This is a genomic window from Colwellia psychrerythraea (genome assembly GCF_000764185.1).
GTDB classification, from domain to species: Bacteria; Pseudomonadota; Gammaproteobacteria; order Enterobacterales; family Alteromonadaceae; genus Colwellia; species Colwellia psychrerythraea_B.
Window position 1 is genome coordinate 119,242 of sequence record NZ_JQEC01000002.1, and the last position, 22,671, is coordinate 141,912.

Annotated in this window: 16 protein-coding genes; 7 read left to right on the forward strand and 9 right to left on the reverse strand. The window is 38.1% G+C overall.

Annotated features, from left to right (window positions below; translation table 11 throughout):
- Positions 1-30: 30 nt before the first annotated feature.
- Positions 31-858, reverse strand: coding sequence for a thioredoxin fold domain-containing protein (locus GAB14E_RS21665; protein ID WP_033080291.1), 828 nt, complete (start codon positions 856-858; stop codon positions 31-33).
- A 135-nt stretch (positions 859-993) separates the two neighbouring features.
- Complete coding sequence (locus tag GAB14E_RS21660; protein ID WP_033080292.1) at positions 994-2,133, reverse strand: winged helix-turn-helix domain-containing protein; 1,140 nt, start codon at positions 2,131-2,133, stop codon at positions 994-996.
- A 164-nt stretch (positions 2,134-2,297) separates the two neighbouring features.
- Here GAB14E_RS21660 and GAB14E_RS21655 point away from each other — a divergent pair, with 164 nt between their 5' ends.
- The 4 genes from GAB14E_RS21655 (at position 2,298) to GAB14E_RS21640 (ending at position 8,961) form a co-directional block, all read left to right on the forward strand.
- Complete coding sequence (locus tag GAB14E_RS21655; protein ID WP_033080293.1) at positions 2,298-3,725, forward strand: sigma-54 interaction domain-containing protein; 1,428 nt, start codon at positions 2,298-2,300, stop codon at positions 3,723-3,725.
- A gap of 188 nt (positions 3,726-3,913) precedes the next feature.
- On the forward strand, positions 3,914-5,302 hold the full coding sequence (gene ccoG, locus GAB14E_RS21650; protein WP_033080294.1) for a cytochrome c oxidase accessory protein CcoG: 1,389 nt from the start codon (positions 3,914-3,916) through the stop codon (positions 5,300-5,302).
- 318 nt (positions 5,303-5,620) lie between these two features.
- Positions 5,621-6,304: a hypothetical protein gene (locus tag GAB14E_RS21645; RefSeq protein ID WP_033080295.1), complete on the forward strand. Its 684-nt coding sequence runs from the start codon at positions 5,621-5,623 to the stop codon at positions 6,302-6,304.
- Between the two features lie 335 nt (positions 6,305-6,639).
- Positions 6,640-8,961 carry a TonB-dependent receptor gene (locus GAB14E_RS21640; protein ID WP_052093347.1) on the forward strand — a complete coding sequence of 774 codons (2,322 nt, stop codon included), beginning with the start codon at positions 6,640-6,642 and terminating at the stop codon, positions 8,959-8,961.
- A gap of 145 nt (positions 8,962-9,106) precedes the next feature.
- On the opposite strand, the gene GAB14E_RS21635 is transcribed toward GAB14E_RS21640, so the two are convergent.
- The 4 genes from GAB14E_RS21635 to GAB14E_RS21620 all read right to left on the reverse strand — a co-directional run bounded on the left by GAB14E_RS21635 (position 9,107) and on the right by GAB14E_RS21620 (position 12,358).
- A complete protein-coding gene (locus GAB14E_RS21635; protein WP_052093349.1) occupies positions 9,107-10,759 on the reverse strand; it encodes a PepSY-associated TM helix domain-containing protein in 1,653 nt (550 codons plus the stop codon).
- Positions 10,760-10,765: 6 nt separating this feature from the next.
- Complete coding sequence (locus tag GAB14E_RS21630) at positions 10,766-11,020, reverse strand: hypothetical protein (protein WP_033080297.1); 255 nt, start codon at positions 11,018-11,020, stop codon at positions 10,766-10,768.
- 512 nt (positions 11,021-11,532) lie between these two features.
- Positions 11,533-11,781, reverse strand: a complete 249-nt coding sequence (locus tag GAB14E_RS21625) for a helix-turn-helix transcriptional regulator (protein WP_033080299.1) — start codon at positions 11,779-11,781, stop codon at positions 11,533-11,535.
- 91 nt (positions 11,782-11,872) lie between these two features.
- Complete coding sequence (locus GAB14E_RS21620) at positions 11,873-12,358, reverse strand: hypothetical protein (RefSeq protein ID WP_033080300.1); 486 nt, start codon at positions 12,356-12,358, stop codon at positions 11,873-11,875.
- Between the two features lie 199 nt (positions 12,359-12,557).
- On the opposite strand from GAB14E_RS21620, the gene GAB14E_RS21615 reads away from it, so the two are divergent.
- A complete protein-coding gene (locus GAB14E_RS21615) occupies positions 12,558-15,008 on the forward strand; it encodes a cation:proton antiporter (protein WP_033080301.1) in 2,451 nt (816 codons plus the stop codon).
- A gap of 128 nt (positions 15,009-15,136) precedes the next feature.
- Here GAB14E_RS21615 and GAB14E_RS0122370 read toward each other — a convergent pair whose 3' ends face one another.
- Positions 15,137-16,636: a YiiX/YebB-like N1pC/P60 family cysteine hydrolase gene (locus GAB14E_RS0122370; RefSeq protein ID WP_052093351.1), complete on the reverse strand. Its 1,500-nt coding sequence runs from the start codon at positions 16,634-16,636 to the stop codon at positions 15,137-15,139.
- A gap of 45 nt (positions 16,637-16,681) precedes the next feature.
- Positions 16,682-18,250 carry a phospholipase D family protein gene (locus GAB14E_RS21610; protein WP_052093353.1) on the reverse strand — a complete coding sequence of 523 codons (1,569 nt, stop codon included), beginning with the start codon at positions 18,248-18,250 and terminating at the stop codon, positions 16,682-16,684.
- A gap of 353 nt (positions 18,251-18,603) precedes the next feature.
- Between GAB14E_RS21610 and GAB14E_RS21605 the strand changes: the two genes are divergently transcribed.
- Both GAB14E_RS21605 and GAB14E_RS21600 read left to right on the forward strand, forming a co-directional pair.
- On the forward strand, positions 18,604-20,016 hold the full coding sequence (locus tag GAB14E_RS21605; protein ID WP_052093355.1) for a metal-dependent hydrolase family protein: 1,413 nt from the start codon (positions 18,604-18,606) through the stop codon (positions 20,014-20,016).
- Between the two features lie 109 nt (positions 20,017-20,125).
- Entirely contained in the window at positions 20,126-21,337 is a 1,212-nt protein-coding gene (locus GAB14E_RS21600; RefSeq protein ID WP_033080302.1) for a carbohydrate porin, read from the forward strand.
- A gap of 302 nt (positions 21,338-21,639) precedes the next feature.
- On the opposite strand, the gene GAB14E_RS21595 is transcribed toward GAB14E_RS21600, so the two are convergent.
- A complete protein-coding gene (locus GAB14E_RS21595) occupies positions 21,640-22,398 on the reverse strand; it encodes a TSUP family transporter (protein ID WP_033080303.1) in 759 nt (252 codons plus the stop codon).
- Positions 22,399-22,671: the final 273 nt, after the last annotated feature.

A 22,671-nucleotide genomic window follows, 5' to 3' on the forward strand; every position in this document is an offset into this window, starting at 1 on the left:
TTTATTTAAATAGAGTTATTAAAAACAGATCTATTTTTGCGGGGTGATTTGTTTTAGCTGGGCTAGTAAGTGTTCAGGGTTTAATACTCCTTTGATAACACCACCATTGGCTAATATCATGGTGGGTGTTGCTGATATACCAAATTCCGCCGCTAACGACATTTGTTTATCAAGGTGGTGTTGACAGTTTTCCTTCACTGATATGGAGGCTGCAGAGAATCGGCCTTGCATAGCTAAAGTCATATTTTCTTGTGGGTTTGCAGAACATAAAACAGCGACAGTTTTTTCATAAGATGTAGAGTTTTTACCTGCTCGAGGTAACATCAAATAATTTACTCTAATGCCTAAGGCATTATATTGCGTCATGTTGCTATGAAAGCGTCGACAATAACCGCAATCGATATCAGTGAATAAAGTAACCGCAAAAAGCTCCTCCCCAGCTGCCGGGAAAATCAATTGTTCGCTTTCATCAAATTTGTCAAGTCTTTTAAGCCGAGCCTCTTGCGCTAGTTGCTCACTAATATCTATTTTTAGCTGGGTATCCATCACCTTACCAAGATAAATATAGCGCCCATCTTCACTAGCCAAAAAACTGCGTGCGCCAATATTTACGGTAATTAATTGCTGGTTATAAGGTGTAATAGTGATTTCTGATGAGTTATGAAAAAAACCTCTAATCTTTTCTTCAACCTCTGAGGCAATAGTGTGCTTGATAGAGTTTTTAACAATTGGACCCTGAATATTATTTTTCTGTGCTTGAGTCGAGTGCACCAAAGAAAATAATACCAGTGATAAAATACTGCTAAATTTCAGGATTTTCAGAATGACGGATGTAGTTTTTATGATAATTTTTTTCATCTTAATACCTAATAAATGACCATCTAGCACGAGATGGTAAACGTTAGGGCTAAGATAAAGTTGTTGGTGTGTAAATGCTAATAAGTATATCTATAACTAGCTATAATTACCTATAATCAATTTAAATACAATTAGTTATGAATTAATGACTTTCCGTTTATTTAGATAGTTATAACTTAATAACCAAGGGGTAGACTCTTGTTTCAAACATGCAGATACATCGTCGCTAAGCACTTCTTTGCTTTCTGTCATTTTATTTACTTGTTCACATAAGATGTCAGCAGTAGAGAGTTTTTTTTCACTTGCAGCTGCAGACGGCTCACTCTGCACAGTTTGCTTATAATAACCTGCCAATAGTTTTTCTTTGTCAGTTTGTAAGCCTTTATCATCGATTAGTCGCTGTACTAATCTACCAATACGTTGTTCACTTACTTCAATAGAACAAAAAGATGCTGAATTTTCTAAACTATTGGCGCCGGTAATGGCATAGTTTAAAGCATCAAAAACTAAACCTTGTTGTGCGTACATACGACTCATTAAATCCGCCGCAGAAGAATAGTGATATGAACTTTTATTCAAAGAGTCTAACAACTTAAAGGCTACATCTTGCGCTCTGGTATAGTTTTTTTGTTTAAAGTAGCTTTCAGCCAGCATGAGTTTGCTTTGCACCGAACTAGGATCTTCCAATAAACTAAAATCAAACCATTGTTTAGCTTGGCTATAATGTCCCTTTTCAAATGCGACAACCCCCTTGGCGTAGGCATTAATCGCAGGAAGGCTATTGGTGCCTTTAGCTATGTCACCTTTAACAAGCACATCGTTTTGCTGAGTAGACCATTGTCCCAAATAAAAGCTAAAACAAGCCAACATGGTAATGCTTGCCGCCATCGCTAAATATTGAAAACTATTTTTTCTCAATGCATTAGCTTTCACATTAGACAGTTCAATTGGAGCAGTATCAGCACACTGTTCAACTATTATTTCTTTTGTCGGAGCCACCCATTGATAACCTCTATTAGGTTGGGTACGAACAAGGTCTTCATTTGTCAGTTTTCTAATCTCACTAATCACCTGAAATAAGGTGTGATTTTGTACATGAGTAGTTTGCCATACGGCTTCAAACAGTTCAGCTTTGCTGACGATAACCTGTCTATTTTCAATTAAGTAATTGAGCAGTAGTGCAGTTTTTGGTCGAATACTCACTTTAATATCATCAATACTTAGCTGATATTTTTCACTATTAAATTGAAACTCATAAAATTGATAAACTGACATCTTAGTGCCCTTACTACCCAAGGAATTATCTGCACAATAGCATTTATTGTTACCTACTTATACTGAGGCTGATTTTTTAACTCATAACTGATAAGCTCTCCTTAGACCCACGATATTTCGTGCATGCGTTATTGCTGTTTAATATTACTAAAGTAGATTCGAATATGGCCATAGATATAAAAGCGTTTTTAGCTGACTCCCAACTACTGCTCAACGCCGTCGGTGAAGGCATTTATGGCTTTGATATAGAGGGAAATGCTGTTTTTGTAAACCCTGCCTCAGAGCAAATGACCGGATGGACTTCAGCAGAGTTACTCGGTAAAAACATCCACAAATATCACCATCACAGCCATGCAAACGGTGAGCCGTACCCAAGCGATGAGTGTAATATTTACAATACTATGCGCGATGGCGTAGAGCGTAAAATTACCCATGAAGTATTCTGGCGTAAAGATGGTAGTAGCTTCCCGGTAGAATATACTTCAACACCTGTATATAAAAACGGTGAACTCATTGGCGCTGTGGCTGTATTTCGTGATGTTAGCCAGCAACGACTTGCCGATAGCAACTTACGATCAGCACTAAAAAAAGTACAAGATCTAACTGAGAAACTGCAAGCAGAAAACAGTTACTTGCAAGATGAAATAAATGAAAGCTGGCATGGTTCAGGTTTAGAAGGCAATAGCCCAAAATTTATTGCCATGTTACAGCAAATTAAATTAGTTGCCAAAACAGACAGCACAGTGCTTATTCTCGGTGAAAATGGTACCGGTAAAGAACTCGTCGCCCGTAATTTACATCAATTGAGCCAACGTCAAAATACCCCGTTAGTGAAAGTAAATTGTGCAGCATTTTCGGCTAACTTGTTAGAATCAGAGTTATTTGGCCACGAAAAAGGCGCTTTTACCGGAGCAAGTGAAAAACGGCGCGGTCGCTTTGAGTTGGCCGATAAAGGTACCCTGTTTCTTGATGAAATTGGCGAACTATCACCCGATGCGCAAAGTAAATTGCTCAGAGTATTACAAGAAAGAGAATTTGAACGAGTGGGTGGCAATAAAACCATCAAAGTAGATATCCGCATTATAGCCGCAACCAACCAAGATTTACTCGCTATGGTTGAGCAAGGTAAATTTCGCATGGATTTATATTACCGCTTAAATGTATTTCCTATTGTAATGCCGGCATTAAGAGAACGTATTGAAGACATTCCTTTACTTTGCCATAGTATTTTAACGCAACTGAATCATAAACTTAATAAAGATATCAAAGGTATAACTAAAAAAAGTTTACATAAATTAGCTGACTATCATTGGCCTGGAAATATCAGAGAACTGCAAAACATTCTCGAACGAGAAGTCATTTTATCCAACTCGTACACCCTGCATATTCAACAAAAATTTGATAAGGCGCAGCCTACTGCACGTACTCTCAATAAACCATTAGTTGAAATAGAAAAAGTTTATATCATTGAAGTTTTAAACGACTGTAATTGGCGTATTGGTGGTAAAAATGGTGCAGCGCAAACACTAGGTTTTCCAGATAGCACCTTACGTTCACGTATGAAAAAATTACAAATCTATCGCCAGCAGTAAAAATAGACAATTAAGATTCACCCGCTAAACACCACACAAACCACGACATATCGCCACAACATGATATATCGTGGCCCAGCATTCTCTACCCATAATATTTAACTATATAATACAACAAGTTATAAAGTTGAATTTTTGGCGCGTTTATTGATATAGGGTAGCTACTAATTATGACCCTGTAGTAATCAATGAAGTTTAATATCAAAGAAGAGCACCTCATCATCAAGCCCTATAAAGCCGAGGGCGGTGTCTATGTAAGAGAGCAAAAAGGCTTTTACCAAAAAATTCGCCGAAATATCGGTTGCTTACTGATGATGATGTTTATTGTCATGCCTTGGATACAATTTAACGGCCAACAGGCGATATTATTCGATGTAGTTAGTCAAGAGTTTCGCATATTTGCAGTTACCTTCTGGCCGCAGGACTTTATCTTGTTAGCTGGTGTATTAATGGCTGCTGCCTTTGCCTTATTTTTTATTACCACCTGGCTTGGCCGTGTCTGGTGCGGTTATGTTTGTCCGCAAACAATTTGGACCCTAGCCTATGTTTGGATTGAACACCGAACTGAGGGTACACGTAATCAACGCATAGCCTTAGATAAAGCGCCGTGGACAATAAACAAAATTAGCCGTAAAAGCCTCAAACATATTTGTTGGCTGCTGATGTCCCTGTTCACCGCAACGACCTTTATCTCTTACTTTGTCCCAGTGGTTGAATTTTATCGCGGCCTGTTCAGCTTTGCTTTAAACGGCACTGTAACTTTCTGGGTGTTCTTTTTTGCCGTATGTACACATGTAAACGCCGGCTGGATGAGAGAACACCTTTGCATTCATTTTTGTCCGTACTCTCGCTTTCAGTCGGCCATGTTCGACAAAAATACTTTTATGGTGGCTTACGATAGCAAGCGTGGTGAAAACAGGGCCCCTCGTAAACGTAAAGATGACCCCAAATCACTCGGTTTAGGGGATTGTGTCGATTGTAACTTGTGTGTCGATGTATGCCCTGCTGGCATAGATATTCGCAATGGCATTCAATATGAGTGTATCAATTGTGGCCTATGCATTGATGCCTGTGATCAAACTATGGAAAAATTCAACTATGCAAAAGGCCTTATTAGTTATACCAGTGAGCAAGCATTAGCAGGAAAAGAGACCAATAGATTAAATATAAAACTTGTTTCCTATGCCTGTTTAACTCTAATTTTCAGCGCCTTACTGGTTGTAGCAATAGATAGCAGAATTCCATTAGAAGCTAATGTAATACGCGATAGAACAGCTTTGTACCGTGTAAATTTTGAAGGGGTAGTGGAAAATACTTTCACCCTAAAAATTCTTAACAAAAGCCAAGTGCCACTACATTTTGACCTTAATGTTGAAGCCTTAACCGATACTGAGTTAACACTTAACTTACCTAAAAAAGTATTGATTGGCGCTGGTGTTATGCAAGAGATCCCCATCACTTTAGCTGTTGATGGTTATGAGCTTAAAAAGAAAATTACTCATTTTAACTTTATTATTCAGGCTATTGAACAACCCGATATCACTTTGAAAAAGAGCTCGGTGTTCTTTCGTAACTAAGCATCTAAATATGCCTATAAAACGGTAGTGGCTCGTCACCAACGAGCCCGAGACAATGAATAAAGGCACTGGGAACAAAGCTATTTAGGTGAATATCTCCGTCGAAAGACAGAGTTTGTTGTATTTTTTCGAGTCTATTTTATTGCTATAGCGCACTAGCCTGAGCAGTTTGAGTACACTGTGCTTAAGGTCTGTTAAGTCATTATTTATTAAATTATTAAAACTAACAACTACCCGAATGCAAATGAGAATTGTTTTTATCTGTGATTTATTGTTACTATAGTGCTCTCATAATTTTAGCTAAAAGGATCTATCATAATGCCACTTTTCAGCATTAAAACAGTTATATTTACCACGCTAGTTACACTCACTTCTTTGCAAATAAATGCCCATGAAGTTTGGTTAGAGAGAGACGATAATGGTCCGGTAAGAGTCTATCTAGGGGAACCTGGAGAGCCTGAAGTAGGTAGTGAAATTAATAAATTAGCAGGCTCACAAGTTTTTACTGATGATCGCAAAACCGTTGCTACACTTGCACAAAAAGAGGATCATTTTGAAGCACTAGTCGACAGAGCCGGTGATGCTCGTTTATTTAGTGATCAAGTTTGGCAACCTTGGCAGATGGATGATAGTACTTGGTGGAAATTTTGGAAAAGCAGTGAAGAAAAACTGCAAGGCGGAATTTTACAAGCCCGCGTTGGCCGCAATGAAACGTCGGCAAAATTAACTTACGAACTAGTGCCTGTTTTTGCCAATGGCAATGTTTTTACTGCCACCTTTGAAGGTCAGCCATTAAGGAACAAATCAATATCATTGCTCACACCAAGTAAAATGCATCATAACTTTACTACCAATAAATTAGGTCAAATTGAGATTAAATCTCAAGAGAGTGGCCGCTTTATTTTGACCAGTGTGCATACTGTAGATAAACAAACCATACATTCTGGCAAGCAAGTAGACAGCTTAATGTATATCAGTACTTTAAGTTATGTAGCACCTTAAAATACTGTTAGTTAACCTGATCTCTGGATGATGATCGCTTGATGTTTAAGTAAAAACAACAACTTACAGTTAATAAAAATCAGAGGAGCCGCAAGGCTCCTTTTTAATAGGGTTAATGGTTTTAGTTCACGAGAAAAAATAAGCGCCGTTGATAATATCCTACGATCTTTGTCGATTCCAACACCTTCCCTGATTTACCAGCAGCTTAAAAGTTATAATTTGTCATCTATTTGTACAAAATTGTTTTCAACACTAACACTTACTGTTAACATCCGACCAGCCAAATACAAATCACTATCATTCTTATTTATATCGTTATCATAAAGGTGTTGTTAATGAAATTATCTCTCGTCGCGAGCGCAATAAGTGCTGGTTTATTATTCTCTAATACCGTCAGTGCGTATGCTGATACACAAGTCGTTGCTGATGAAGAACAGCAAATTGAAAGAATTATTGTAACGGGTCAAAAAATTGCCCGAACACTGCAAGAAACCACCACCAGTGTTGCAGTTATAACCAGTGAACAATTTGAGCAACAAAACATAAAGAACTTTGCCGATGCGTTAACTTTTACTGCCAATACTTATGCAACACCATCAAATGGTTTTAGTATTCGCGGCATAAATGGTGAAAATGTTTCTGGTGGCGGAAATAGTTATCTAGCCAGCGTTTATGTTGATGGTGCTGCCTTACCAAGACAAATGATTAGTGGTGGCGGCTTTTCAACATGGGATGCTCAGCAAGTAGAAATTTTACGTGGTCCGCAATCAACACTACAAGGCCGTAATGCGCTTGCCGGTGCTGTGATTTTAAATACCCAAAAACCCACCGATGAATGGCAGGGTATTTATCGCTTACAAGGAGGTGAATACGGTGAAAAAGAAGCGGCAGTCGCTTTTGGTGGTGGTATTATCGAAGAGCAACTTGCTTTTCGCTTAAGCGGTGAACACAAAGAAATAGACGGTTTTAACACCAATATTACCCGAAATGAAAGCAGTGATTACAAAGAAGATGATACCTACCGATTAAAGGTTTTGCTTACCCCTGATGCTATCCCAGATCTTGAAATGCAGTTGAGCTATACCCATGCTAAGCATACCCGAGGCACTTTCGGTGTTTATGAAGCTGAAACTGGCAGCCCATATGATCAGCGTTATACCAATAACAATGATAAACAAGAACAGTTTTATGATGCCGACTTAATCAGCCTAGCAGTAGATTATGAATTAAATGATGAATGGAGTTTGACCGCTGTTACCGCCTACTCAGCAGTTAATTCAGGGTATGACTGGGATGGTGATAATGGCCCAGAAGACTTAGGTACCCGACTTTATGATACTGATATTGATAACCTAAGTCAGGAACTACGTTTTAATTTTGATTATGAAAACTTGCAAGGCATTATTGGCGCTTATTACTCCAATGAAAAGCTAAACACTGCCGTCTCTGGGACCTCTTATACCAGCTTAGCCAGTGTTGGTTTAGATAGCCAATTTTTACAAAATAGTTATGGTTTAGATGCGGGCACGGCTGATTTAGTGATGAGTCAGTACAACGCTTTTGATCCAGTGAGTTATTTGAATACTTCAACTACTGAAAGTGAAGTAACGAGTTATGCAATTTTTACCGATTTTGTTTATCAAATAACTGAGCAGTGGGATATATACGCTGGTTTACGTTGGGATCACGAAAAGCAACAAAATGCTGGTGATGCCAAACTTACCCTATTAAATGGCCAATTGATGCCCGACCCTGCTAGCTATCAAGGCACGCCTTACCAAGGTATCATTCCTTTAGTTACTGGCTTAAATCAATATATTCTCGGCACAGTGCAACAAGCCAGTAATACTAGCCCGCTGGTTGATGCTGACTTTAATACTCTATTACCAAAAATAGGTGCCAGCTATCATTGGAGCGAAGATTTAACCACTAGTTTTACCTTTCAAAAAGGTTACCGTTCCGGTGGTGTTGGTACCAATGATGCGAGAGCAACGACATTCCAATACGATGCTGAGTACACTGATAACTATGAGTTATCTTTGCGTTCTAGCTGGTTAGATGGTGCTTTAATAGCGAATGCCAATATATTTTATGTTGACTGGAAAGATCAACAAGTGGTGGCACAACTATCTGAGAATACTTTTGATACCCAAACCAGCAATGCCGCTAAATCAACGGTAAAAGGTTTTGAAGTTGAAGTTAATTATCAATTTAATAATCAACTGAAATTTTACTCAGCACTGGGTCAAGCGAAGAGTGAATTTATTGACTACATCTTAGAGATACCAGGACAAGATAAGATTGATCTATCGGGTCGTAGTTTTGAAGAGTCTCCAGAGTGGACTGCCACTGTAGGTGGCACCTATGTTGCGGATAATGGTTTTTTCGCCGATGTTAATGCCAACTACGCCAGTGACACCTTAGCTGACATTAATCCATATGCCCGAGGGTTAAACGAAGACGATGAAAATTTTGACAAAAATAATGACAGCCGAACCTTAGTCAATATGCAGCTAGGTTATGAATGGCAACAAATCGGGGTCTATTTAATTGGCAAGAATATTTTTGATGAAGAATATATAGCAACGAGACAAACCCATTATATTACCTTAGGCAATCCAAGACAGGTTAGTTTAAGTGTTAGAGGTAGCTTTTAGTTAATTCAAGGAAGAGTAGTTAGCTCGATTATTAACACTTAGCTAAAATATACAATCAATAATAAAAAAGGAGCCAATTGGCTCCTTTTTTATTGTTCGCTAGATGATCAGAATATACCTTAGCTAATCACCTCAACTAATGCCTTTAACTGATGACACTAGCTTCAGCTATCGGACTATCAATAAAATCGTTATGACTTATTGGCTGCTCGTCTGCAGCACGCTCTACGCTACTAAATAACTTTGATGAAACTAACCAACAACATAAGGCTAAACTTAACAGCATTACTTCGACAATAAGCACATCAAAATGTCCTACTTTGAACATAACAATTATTTTTTGAGGCAACATTAACCAATCCAAAACTGGAATTAATGCTAAAGCTATTGCGGTAACTTTTAAGAAAATTTTCGCGAATTGCTGTTGCGCTTTAATAGCCAATGAAAGCACTAAGCTGGCAACTAAACACGCAAAGAAAATTTGACCAATTAAATCACTGCGATCCAGTAAATCTACTGGTAATAACCTAGCACAAATAAAACCTACCGCCGTAGCAAAAATAGTACCGATAAAGCCACCTGTAGTCATTGCCTTAACTAGCTGTATGCCAAATTTGTTTTGTTTTTCGCTGCGTAAACTGACTCTTTTTTGTAACCACATTAAGTTACCAGTTAAAATAATGTAACAAGTACCTATGCCCAAGACAAAAAATAATATACGTAGTGAATAACCGGCAAAGTCACCAAAGTGCAAACTGGCAATAACCGCTAGACCACCGCGGATATCATTATCATAATTATTTTTGGTCAGATAAAGCTCACGACCCGATGCGATATGGTAAGTCACTTCTTTACGGGTTGAAAACTGACTTTTATCATCGCCACGAAAAGTCACCGAAGCACTTTCATCGCCAAAATGGTCAATAGAGATACGTGTTATAGCGACCTCTCCCAAGGACTCTTTTGCCGTTAGGTATAACTTATCAATGCCTTGTACTGGCACAGCAATATTAGTTTCCTCTATATGAACATCGACCACACCCGCGGCTTTAAATAACTTAGCTTGATCACCACCATACAGAACAACCGCATAAGATATTTGATACACAATCAACAAGTTAAATACTAGCCCTGAAAAGGCATACATAATGTGAAAAGGTAAACCCATCACGCCAATCAAGTTGTGAGTATCAAGTAATTTATCTTTTTTACCGTCTTTACGATATTGAAAAAATTTACTGATTATTTTGCGCCAATGTATGACGACACCACTTAATAATGCAACAAAAAAGAACAAGGTCACTACACCAACAAAATACAGACCCACTTCTGGAATATGTAAATTATAATGCAGTTGATATAGAAAATTTCCCCATTCAAAACCATTACCATCACCCAGTATTTTACCGTCTGGTGAAATGACAAGGTGCTTATCTATATGGTCATCTGCCATGGCCTCGAGTTGGCTGTCTTGTTCACCATCTAGATTCCCCTGGGTTACTATTTCTTCTTCAAAATATATATTACTACTGGGCTGTTCTGCCGTTGGCCGCTGTAAAATAAAATAGCCATGGGTATGCACTTTATAATCTTTTGTTACTTGGCTAATAAGTGCATCAAAAGAAAAATTTTCGATATCATCACTAACAGTAAAATAAGGGTCACGTTCCCAAGAAATAATATCTTCACGGAACAAACTTAATGACCCGGCAAAAAATATAATAAATAAAATGGTAGAAATAATTAGACCAACCCAAGCATGGGCATTGGTTAGCGATTTTAGGGCATCACGTTTCATCAGTAGTTACCGCAGTGAAAGTAGTAGAAGGTTGAGTAAAGCAGAAGGAGCAAGGACGATAGTTAACTTTAACCAAGCCTTTTTCGCACTAGTAAAAGAATAAGCCCAAACTTGTATGCCTACCCATATAGGGAAAGCGCATAATAAACCAATAAGCAGCATGGTATCTTCTTTGATTGGTAACAGTAGGTTAAGGTTTAACACCACAGAGATCGATATTAATAAGCCTAATAACAGGCCCGCAAAAGTACGTGACCACATCAGACATTACCGCCAAAATTAAAATTTATCCAATTGAAAACAGGCGAAGAAAGCGCAATGAAACAAATTATGGCAGTGCTCAAATATAAGTACTGCCTTTTATAAGCGCTAATCAGTGTAACAAGTGGTAAAAAACAGCAGATCAATGACAAGCTCATTATCAGTGCGGATACGATCGGCAAAGCAAATAATAAAATAGCCACTACCAAGCCGATTAATAACAGTGCTATGGGCCAACTCTTTTGAAAGGGTAACGGTTTGTTTAAAATCTTTTGTTTTGGACTTGCGCCGTACAAGAGGCAACAAGCAAACCAGGCGGGGATAAAACTTAAAAACATAGTGTTCTCTAACCTTTAACTACAAATAGTAACTATTAACATTATCATTTGTAATTATAATAAAGCTAGACAAGCTTTTAAGCAACAGCTTGTTTGTTTATGCACTGTTCTACTAAGAAAAAAATCACCTTGAGCTACAATACCTAAGGTGATTTTTTGTTTTTCTAGTTCAGGTTATTTAGTTTGTTCAGCGTTTTCCTGATAACTTTGCCACTGAAATATTTCATCAAGCGATGTTTCAAATATATCAGTTAAACAAAAAGCTATTTCTAATGACGGAGAATACTTACCTGCTTCTATTGCCGCTATTGTTTGTCGAGTAATACCTAACGCTTTGGCTAGTTCTTGCTGGGTCATCTCATCTTTTTCAAAGCGTTTTTTTCTTAACTGATTACTAATAATACCTTTCGCTTTTTTACTCATATTTTTCACCCTAACTCTTTATTTGAATCATTCATATAAAGTATTCAAATTTACTTCTAATAATAATGACTAAAATCATTTAAGCCTACAACTAAGCTGCTTTACGGTAATGATAGATTTGTGAGGCACGTGCAATAAACTCAACCAATATACCTGAAAACATCAAACCGTGAATTAAGAAGTCCAATGGTGGCACATTAGAAAAAAATGGGTAACTGCTGATAACACCTTGGCAAAATATATGAATAATCATGACCATAATGCAGAAACTGAGGTTATAGTAAGCCCAAGTACTCGCTTTGTTTTCAATTACTTCATCTCTTTCATCAATCAACGAAATATCTTCATCATCACCGTTTAATTTTCTAATAAAGGCTAACAACGAAAAAGCAACCACAGCAAAAATAATGCTAGCGATAATTGTGCTCCCCCATAAACCAACAATTGCTCCAGCATTGCTAGCAAAATCTCCTTCAAGTTGACTAAGACCATTAGTATAAAATATCGCTATAAATACGGTAAAAATTAAACTAATCCAAGCTGCTTGTTCACTAAAATTACTATTTTTAAAAATCATACATTCCCTTATCGAATAACCAATGTTAAATAAACTTAACATAGAGTAGGTTAATGAAAACACCATGTCAAATATTATTAACACGGAGGTGAATTTAGTTAACATAATCCAGTTATCAACATAGCTGGTTAGTCAGTTAGGTTTTTCAGCTAATTTTACTATACTTAACAAATCCGTCCTTTATGAATAGGTAAGGATTATGCATTTTGATACTGGCATTTTGGTACTGGTATTTGTGGTGTTATCACTAATAATTGGTGCTATTACCCGTGATGTATTAAAAAACACCCCCATCCCCTATTCAGTTGCGTTATTGGTTATTGGCTTGGCGTTAGGACTGATCCAACGCAGTGGTGTCTTCCAACAATATATGCCCTTGATGAATGAGACTGTTTTGCTGGTCGCTGAAGTAGACCCGCACTTAATTTTGTGGTTATTTTTACCTATTCTTATTTTTGAAAGTGCCTTCGCCATGGAAGTGCACTTATTTCGGCGTATTTTTTCACAAATAGCGCTACTGGCAGTACCGGGTTTGATGGTGGCAACTTTATTGACCGCAGTATTAGCAAAATATGCCTTTCCTTGGGATTGGAGTTGGCCATTGTGCTTTATGTTTGGTGCCTTAATTAGCGCCACAGATCCCGTTGCTGTGGTGGCATTGTTAAAAGAGCTCAGCTCACGAAAGCGGCTGGAAACCTTGATTGAAGGTGAGTCTTTATTCAACGATGGCACCGCCATTGTCTTTTTTATGCTATTCCTTTCTATGGTGGTAAGTCCTAATGAGGCAAACATAAATCCAATACTTATAGCTTGGGATTTTTTACGGGTGGTGTTTATTGGTGGTCTTATTGGCGTGTTTTTTGGTTTTATCGTCATTCACTGGATTGGCCGAGTATTCAACGATCCTATGATTGAAATAACGTTATCCATTGTCGTTTCATATTTAGCCTTTATGGTTGCCGAAACGTTGCATGTTTCCGGCGTAGTGGCTGTGGTGGTTTTAGCGTTAATGTTTGCCAGTTTAGGTCGTACTAAAATATCTCCTGAGGTCAGTGGTTTTTTACATCACTTTTGGGAAATGATGGCTCATATTGCTAATACTATTATCTTTTTACTGGTCGGCACGCTCATCGCCGGCCGAGTACAACTTGATAACAACCAAATGTGGCTAGCATTGCTAATTTTATATATCAGCGTGCAAGTTATTCGCAGCTTATCGGTCGCCTTATTTATGCCATTGCTGAAGCGTATTGGCATAGGTATTACTCGTGAAAAAGCTATCGTACTTGTATGGGGCGGTTTACGTGGCGCGGTTTCATTAGCTTTAGCACTAACCGTTGCGCAAAATGAATTAATTCCTCGAGAAATAGGCGATCAAATACTTTTTTTATGTGCCGGCATTGTCGTGCTCACCATGTTAATTAACGGTGGTAGCATGGGCTGGTTACTAAAAAGATTGGGCCTGAATCGTTTGCCCGAGGCTAAACAAGCCACTGTTGATAAAGCGAGTGGCGAGGTAAATAAAACCTTATCTGCTGTTTTACCCGAGATGATGGCCGACGAGTTTTTAAAAGGCGCAAACTGGCCACAAGTTAAGAAAATATCAGGTATTCAAGCGATCAGTAGGCAAATTCAAGTTGAACAAATTAGTGAAGAAGACTTAATCACTGCTTATCGCCGGCGCTTGCTCGAAACAGAGCGTAAACATTACTGGACTCAATTTGAACATGGAACCTTGGGTGAAGGGGCAACCAATAAACTAGTTTCCTCGGTTGAACATGCTCTTGACGGCACGCCGACCATAACCCCACGTACTGAATTAGAAAATTTATGGCAAACACCGCCATTGTTAAATGCTTTGAAAAATATCAAAACAATGAAGAAGTTTGCCTTAAAACTTAGCTTTAACCGATTGTTTTTGAGTTATGAAGTGGCCCGAGGTTTTATACAGGCACAAAGTGAACTTAAATCCCATATTGATGAGTTAGCGCCCAACGATAGCGCCGCAGAAGCAGTGCATATTATGGTCGAAGACAATAAAAAAACCACACTGTCTTATATCGCCAGTTTACGAGAAGCTTTTCCAGAGATCATCCATAGCCTAGAAACATACTCTGCTTGCCGGTTATTGTTATATCGTGAGCGAGCGGTTATATCACAGCAACTTAAACAAGCGGTGCTTGATAAACCCGAAGCTGAACGCATGATAATAGCGGTAGAAAAACGCATGTCTGCACTCAATAAAGCGCCAAATATTGAAAGCTCAATTTCTGGTGAGCAGCTTATAAAACAGCTGGCATGGTTACAACAACTACCAAAAAGTGCGCAAGATAAAGTTAATAACATAATGCATCATAGTATTTATAACCCCACTGAAGAAATAGCTAAAGCGGGTAAGGCTTTTTGTGCGCTAGGCATAATCACCCGTGGTACGGTCGAATTAGTACGAGAGCAAGACGGCAAAACAATAACCAGTGTTTTAGGCATAGGCGAAACGCTTAGTGCAATATCCTTACTCTCTGGTTTTTCTGCCGAGACTATTACCGCGACTTCTTTGGTCGATATTATTTGGTTGCCGGGGGAAAAAATAAAACCTATTTTAGCCAGTGAGCCTGAACTATCTCAGGCTATTGGTAAGATGATGCAATAGAACAAGGTTTGATATATAGCTCACCTGTAATAAAGCTTAGTGGCAAACCATGCTTTTTAAAACCAATATAGGCTTGAACAGTATGGGCTGAATACAATAAATACAAACGATTCATAAGATTTTTCCAATTATTCATTTTTCATTAAAGTGCCCATCAACTCAAGCGGGTTATTTTTCATCAACTTACCATCATGGTAAAATACCATCAGCTCAAACGGTCCATCATTAAGCGCTTTTACCGCAATATTATCTGGGCTAATAGTATAACGTCCCAATGTAGACTCAGTTGGCCATTGAATATGGCTATAGGCTAAATAAACCAGCTGAGAGCAGACTATTTTATCGGTAGTTTCAACATCAAAATTAAAGTCGTAAGCTTTACCTATTTGCCGTAACGCTAATAAAATCGTCTCGCGTAATTGCGCTTTAGATAATAATTTTTTACTTCTAACAATAGCGACATCATCAACATTTAAAAAGTGCGCTAAGCTGCTCAATTGCGTACCACTACGTAGTGATTCAGCAATCAATTCGCCTGCTTGTATTTGCTGCTGGTAAGGTTTTACTAATGCATGTTGCCATAAACCTATGCTTTTGAGTTCTTGTTCTGTGCCTATCCAAACGGCAGCGTGGCCCCAATGACCTGGAATCATGCTATCGGTTAAACGAAAAGGTGTTTTTTCTAATAATATATCGCCTATTTGTAACTGACTGGTAAGTGCTGCTGCCACTTGTTTATCTTGATAGAGTAAACCTTTACGTTCCTCATAATCACCAACAGCATTACTAAAACCTTCACTGAGTCCATTTATGGTTGCACGGCCAATGTTTTGTAAAGTATCACTGGTTACTCGACGACGCACTTTACGTCTATAGTTTGCGGCGTCAAAGAAGTCCATCTCCAATAAAACAGGGAAACTTTTAGACTGTTCTACCACATTAATGAGATAAGCTAAGTTGTCATCACCTTGCGCCAACTGTTCAATAACATCTTTGCCCTGATTATATTCTTGAATTAACTCGGTAGTGTAAGACAATAAATCTGAATCAATGAACATCTTAGTTAGACTTTCCAGTAAGTACTCATCTCGGTCATAACCGCTATCAGCGTTATTAAGAAAACGTCTTAACCTGTCGTTTTCACTAATAACCGCAAACACAGTGCCATATTCATCGTATAACGAAACTAAAGTTGCTAAAACAATCATATTGCCCTTGAGCTTAATGCTGTTTTTAACCTTCAATTTTTCATGTTTTATCCAACAGCCATGTCGAACTGCAGTAGCTAAAATTGGCCGCATCAAATCAATTTCTGTCTTAATAGCTTGGCTTAACTTATCAATTAACAACGGCGAGAAAGGTTTATCTTGGTCGGTATACTGCGTTAGTTTGGCAAGGTTAGCTGTTATTTTTTCACGAAAAACCAAACTGCGTTCAATATTATGCTGCAACTGGTAAATAGTTAAGTCCATCTTGGCATTAGCGTCTGCTAGCGATAACTGACTATATTGCTTACATTGTTTTTTAGGGGTATTGCCTTTAAAAAAGGCAGCAGGATTGAAGTTAACACCGGTAGAGCAACCCGCCAGCATCATAGTAAAAGCAAAACATAAAAATCGATTTAACATTTTTTGCTTATTTAATGAGGAATATAGCAAGGCTGATGACTCTTTTTATAATTGAGATTCAATAGGAAGAATTGAATACAGACTTAAATTAAAACGTCGCCACCAGCTGGTTTCAGGTTGTACGTCATGCACAATGACTTTACCATTAACTTTATCTAACCACACAACCTCATCATCTTGTAAAGTCACTTGATAAGCCGCCTGTTTGATATTTTTATCAAATAATTCTGTGGCTATATATTCTGCCATTTCAGGAATTTCACATACTACGCCCAGCTCAGTATTAATTTTGGCAGAACGTGGATCAAAGTTAAAAGAGCCGATATAAACTTCCTTGCGATCAAAAATATAGGTTTTTGCATGTAAGGCACTTTTTGCTTCTGCGCTCCGACTCAAAGAACGACTCGCTTTCGATTTTGCTCTCGGTTTTAACTCATATAACTCAACACCACCTTGCAACAGTTCATATCGCTGTCGTGCATAACCTGATTGCGCCATAATTCCATCAGTAGAAGCAAGTGAGTTAGTGATCACTCTTACCTTAATACCTTTATTTACTAGCGCTATTAAATGTTTAGTTCCTTCATCACCAGGTACAAAATAGGGTGAGATTAATTCTAAAGACTGGTTAATTTTATCTACATGGGGTCGTAGCATTGACAGCATATAAGTGGTTTCTAACTCAGACTTACCTAGAGTCTTAGCTGGGCTGTCATAAATAACATGGGCTTTGCCTTGATAGATTCTCTCCTTATTATTGCCAGCTAAACCACTTTCTATGCGCTGGTACATGGCTGAATTTTTTAAGTCTTGTGCGTAATCAGAATTTTTAACAGATAAAACATAATCAGCCAATGCTTGTTTTACTTCTTCCAAACTATTTTTCTGGAATTTATGGTCATCAAAAACATAACCAGGTATCGCTAACGGACTATTAAAATATATATCAAATTGCTCATTTACTTCTGCGACTACAGGGCCAACTGCAATAATATCTAAATCTGCATAGTTACTTCTTTCATTGGCTGAAAAATAATTCTCTTCGATGTTGCGTCCACCAACTATGGTGTATTGGCTATCAACGGTAAATGATTTGTTATGCATACGCCTATTAATACGTGATGTGTCTGTTAAGGCGGCAGGCGCTTTATAACCACTTGAGGAAAAAGGGTTGTAAATACGTACTTCAATAAATTCATGATGATCCATAGCAAAAAGTATTTTTTTGGTTTTATTATCTAGGCTTAAATCATCGAGTAATAATCGAACGCGCACACCTTTATCAGCTACTTCAAGCATTTTATGCATCAGTAACTTACCAATAATGTCAGCCTTCCAAATAAAATACTGCACATCAACCGAGCGTTCAGCTTTTGATAATAACGCCATGCGAGTTAAAAAAGCATCGGTACCCTCAGCAATTAAATACATGCTTGAATGTTCGGTATTTTCTACTTGAAGTTGGCTGGCCGTTTCCCCCAACCAAGTCTGCCCAGTGTCGGTATAAGCTTTACTTTCTATTTGCTCAAAATCTGTCGGCAACATGGAACAAGCAGAGAGAATAACAGTAAAAAACAGATAAATAATTACTGAGTAAATACGCGAAAATGACATAAATCTATCCTTAAAATTTATTGTATTAGCCCAAAGTAGCTTTAAATATCAACACCAAGAAATCCACTATATGATAAATGGTTAGGCCATAGATGTTGCCTAGACAGAAGGATTTAGGACAATTATTAAAGTAATAATTTACCGACATTGTTGTGATATAACAAGAATCCCGGCAAATATTTACATAAATATATTCAGTAAAAACCTGTTTAATCCTTTGGTTTTTAAAAATAAGTTGCAAATCTCCTGATAACAATATTATCTTAGTATTCAACTATAATTAATGTCGCTAACACTTTAGCAAACGACACTTACTTCTAGCTCGCCAACACATTTTATTTAAGGGATAAATAATGAAATTAACAAACACACTCATCAGTAAAGCCATCAGCAAGGTAGTTATCACTGCGGCTATTGCGGTATCACTTACCTCGGCAGCTTTTGCTGCTGAGCAAACGTTAATTAAAAATGTAAAAATTTGGGATGGTACTTCAAAAAATCTAAGTAAAACGCAAGACGTTTTAATTGAAGGTGAGTTAATTAAATCTATTGGTACAGGTTTAAAAGTCGCTGCTGATGTTGAAGTGATTGATGGTGGTGGCCGAACATTAATGCCAGGCCTTATTGAAGGACATGGTCATTTACAAATGAATGGCACTTCTTTAGCTGACATTGAAAATAATAGAAATTGGGAAGAACTAGCGGTTCGTTCTGCCGCTAAAGCTAAAATGGCACTGATGAGTGGTTTTACTAGCTGGCGCGATGCTGGTGGTATGGGTGCTGGTCTGAAGAAAAGTATTGATTCTGGAGTGACTGATGGCCCACGTATTTACCCTGCAGGTGCTTTTTTAGGTCCTACAGGTTCTCATGCTGATTTTAGAAATTTCACCACTCCAAACGAAACATTTAATGGCCCTCAATCATCAGGAGCTCGTCATGGCATGACGGTTACTGCAGATGGCGTAGATGCGATAAAAGCTGCAGCGAGACAAAACTTTATGCAGGGCGCAACCCAAATAAAAATCATGTCTAGTGGTGGAGTAGCGTCTGCATTTGACCCTTGGCAATTAGATGCCTATTCAGCAGAAGAGATTCGTGCGGCAGTTGAAGTAGCGGATGCTTATGGCTCTTATGTTATGTCTCATGCTTATAGTAAAAAATCCATAATGCGTTGTTTAGAAAATGGCGTAAAAACTATTGAACACGGTTTTATGTTTGATGAAGACATTGCCAAATTGATGGTAGAAAAAGGCGCATACATGACCACTAATATGCATGCTTTTTCTCCATATTTAGGTGATATCGAAGCAATTAAATCAAGCCCTGCTGCGTCAAGAAAAGCAGAGTCTGCAGTAAAAGCATTTACACATTACATTGATAACGTAAAGAAATACCAACCTAAATTAGCGTTCAATGCTGACTGTGTAGGTTTTGGTGACTCTTGTCTTAAGCAAACAGACCATGAGATTTATTTAAGTGCTAAGTTCTTCGGTAATCACTTTGCCCTTAAATCTCTAACATCTGTTCCCGGTGAAATGGTTGCTCTTTCAGGCAACACGCTAAACCCATACTTTAAAGGCCCTTTAGGTGTAGTAAAAGCAGGCGCTTATGCAGATGTTTTACTTGTTGATGGTAACCCATTAAAAGATATTACAGTGATTGGCGGAAACAAAAAGTGGTTTGATGCTAAATCAAGAAAAGCTGATGGCATTAAAGCTATGCGTCTTATCATGAAGGGCGGCGTTGTTTACAAGAACACCTTATAAGATTTATTGAATAGGCTCTAAAGCACTTTTTTTGAAAGTGCTTTTTACTATATTTTCTGCCCAGATAAAAATTACTTTCAATATTTTATATAAAGAATGGAATCCATTTATGTTGACTCACAAAACTATTCTTACCGTTGTCATCACTGCTTTGTTAGCAACATCATCTGTTTACGCAGAACATAATTCAGTAAAAGATAAAGGCACTAACTTTGGTGGTCCTGATGCTGTTGATAATCAAATAGCTGAAGATAATAAAAAATCGAAACCAGATTTTAAAACACAGTTAGAGCAAAATAATATCAACATGGGTGTCGATTACTCTACCGTATTCCTTCGTGCTAATAATGTTCTTCCAGGCTCTGATGATAATGCTAGCAGTGGTATGGTGCGATTTTACGGTAGTTGGAATCCTGTAGGTGTTGGCACTAAAGAAACCGGCGGTTTAGTATGGAAAGTAGAGCACAGACATTCATATACCGATACTTCAGTTAAAGACTTTGAATTTGGCACTGGTGGCTTAGGTTTAGTGACACCTCCTTTTAGTGACCAAGGATTTCGTGTTACCAATCTTTATTACAAACAGAAGCTAATGGATGGTAAAGCCACGGTCGTTGCTGGTTTTCTTGATATTACCGACTTTGTTGATGTCTTTGCTATGGCGAGTCCATGGACGGGTTTTATGAACTTTGCTTTTAGTACCGGCACCACAACTATCGCCTTACCTGGCGATGCGGCACTGGGTGCTGCTGGCGGTATCATGCTGACCGATGAATATTATATGGTTGCTAGTTTGGTCGATATGAATTCAGATCCGACTAATATCCTTGATGGTATTGATACTTTTTTCTCTGACAATAACTACTTTAAGAGTGTTGAACTCGGTTGGACAAAATCACAAGGTCAAATCTATGTTGATAATATTCACGCCACCCTTTGGCATGCCGATGAAAGTATTGAGCAAGGCTCAACTAAAGGTTACGGCGTTAACTTTTCAGCTTCACGTTTAATTGACGGCCAATGGTTACCTTTTGTACGTGCCGGTTACTCACAAGACGCTGGTACCCTAATGGAAAAATCTATTAGCGCTGGTTTTGGCTATTATGGTTTAGGTGGTGAAGCAAATAACCTTGGTGTAGCGATGAACTGGGGCCAAGTTGCCGGCAGTGACGACCAATACACCACAGAAGTCTTTTACATCATGAAACCGCTCGATTATTTAGAAGTTACCGCTGATATTCAATATATTGCGAACCCGGCATTAAATGCCATTGATAGCAGTACACTGATTTATGGTTTAAGAATGCGAGTAGCGATCTAATTATAATGCCGCCTTTGAGTAAAGGCCCCACCAAGCTCTACTCAAAATGCATGGTCATTTACGAGCTAAAGTAATTTGATGAATACAATAAAAATAGTGCTACTTTCTCACCTTTACTGGTTGCCCGCAGTGTTCAACAAGGCGCCTTAAATTTAACTACCGTTGGGTTGATTTAAACCGTTGTAGCTTTAACTCTGAGCAATGTGTTCTACAAGGAAAAAGCAGCGGCTTTAATACTCGTTTATTACTCTCTCTTTAAATAAAAGCCTAAAATTACTTTCAGTGGTTCACCAAGGAAGTTACTACTGAGAAATATACTTAGCTAACATAGCAAAACACATAAATACTACTAAGTACCTTAGATAATTGACTGGTATTTTAAATAAACAATGTGAGCCTAACCAAGCACCAATAAATTGCCCAACCATCATTGTTAGCCCAACCATCCAAATAACTTGCCCTGCAAAAATAAATACAATGAGTGAGGCAATGTTAGTGGAGAAATTTAAGGTTTTGGCAATAGCCGTGGCTTCAAGAAACTTCTGACCACGTAATGCTCGCCCTGCCAAAGTAAAAAACGAGCCGGTACCTGGACCAAATATGCCGTCATAACAGCCAATGATTGGTACAACAAATCTTTTATAGTTAACCGAAGATACTTTTGCCGGTTTATTATCTTCATCAATCGTCGGGGTAAATAAAAAATAAAGTCCAATAATGGTAATGACAATTGGAATAACCATTGTCAGCATTTGTGCATCAATAAACTGAATGATTAATGTACCAATAGCAGAGCCAATAAAAGCACAGAGCATAAGGTATTTCACCTGATGCCAGCGCACTCGCCTGCCACGTAACATCATCACGCTAGCCGTAGCAGTACCCATACATGATTGCAGTTTATTAGTCGCCAGCGCTGACAGCGGCGGCATGCCACTCATCATTAAAGCTGGCAGCGTCAGTAAACCTCCTCCACCTGCTAAGGTATCAAGAAATCCGGCAACAATAGCGACGGTAAATAAAAATAAGGCAATCTCAATGGTTAAACTGGCAAATTCCAAGATGCATCCTCAAAATAGAATTATAGAATAAAGGCGATATAAATAAGCAACCGAGACTTTAAGCAAGTGTCGCGTAATTAGCAAGACAGCAAGCCGATAATCAATTTCAAAGAGATAAATGGAAAGCAGAACTAGTGGACTTAAGAATCAAAGCTCTAGCGGTGATCAGGGTTAGATTTTATATCGACAAGACTTCATCAAGAGGTAATAAGAAAATTGGCTAAAATATGTAATTAAGGAGAAAAAGAAACTTCCTTTACCCCCTTTATTTAG

Bases quoted from the DNA above. Each gene is read 5' to 3' on its own strand.
- GAB14E_RS21665 (WP_033080291.1), bottom strand. From the start codon at position 858: ATGAAAAAAATTATCATAAAAACTACATCCGTCATTCTGAAAATCCTG.
- GAB14E_RS21660 (WP_033080292.1), bottom strand. From the start codon at position 2,133: ATGTCAGTTTATCAATTTTATGAGTTTCAATTTAATAGTGAAAAATAT.
- GAB14E_RS21655 (WP_033080293.1), top strand. From the start codon at position 2,298: ATGGCCATAGATATAAAAGCGTTTTTAGCTGACTCCCAACTACTGCTC.
- ccoG (WP_033080294.1), top strand. From the start codon at position 3,914: ATGAAGTTTAATATCAAAGAAGAGCACCTCATCATCAAGCCCTATAAA.
- GAB14E_RS21645 (WP_033080295.1), top strand. From the start codon at position 5,621: ATGCCACTTTTCAGCATTAAAACAGTTATATTTACCACGCTAGTTACA.
- GAB14E_RS21640 (WP_052093347.1), top strand. From the start codon at position 6,640: ATGAAATTATCTCTCGTCGCGAGCGCAATAAGTGCTGGTTTATTATTC.
- GAB14E_RS21635 (WP_052093349.1), bottom strand. From the start codon at position 10,759: ATGAAACGTGATGCCCTAAAATCGCTAACCAATGCCCATGCTTGGGTT.
- GAB14E_RS21630 (WP_033080297.1), bottom strand. From the start codon at position 11,020: ATGTGGTCACGTACTTTTGCGGGCCTGTTATTAGGCTTATTAATATCG.
- GAB14E_RS21625 (WP_033080299.1), bottom strand. From the start codon at position 11,781: ATGAGTAAAAAAGCGAAAGGTATTATTAGTAATCAGTTAAGAAAAAAA.
- GAB14E_RS21620 (WP_033080300.1), bottom strand. From the start codon at position 12,358: ATGATTTTTAAAAATAGTAATTTTAGTGAACAAGCAGCTTGGATTAGT.
- GAB14E_RS21615 (WP_033080301.1), top strand. From the start codon at position 12,558: ATGCATTTTGATACTGGCATTTTGGTACTGGTATTTGTGGTGTTATCA.
- GAB14E_RS0122370 (WP_052093351.1), bottom strand. From the start codon at position 16,636: ATGTTAAATCGATTTTTATGTTTTGCTTTTACTATGATGCTGGCGGGT.
- GAB14E_RS21610 (WP_052093353.1), bottom strand. From the start codon at position 18,250: ATGTCATTTTCGCGTATTTACTCAGTAATTATTTATCTGTTTTTTACT.
- GAB14E_RS21605 (WP_052093355.1), top strand. From the start codon at position 18,604: ATGAAATTAACAAACACACTCATCAGTAAAGCCATCAGCAAGGTAGTT.
- GAB14E_RS21600 (WP_033080302.1), top strand. From the start codon at position 20,126: ATGTTGACTCACAAAACTATTCTTACCGTTGTCATCACTGCTTTGTTA.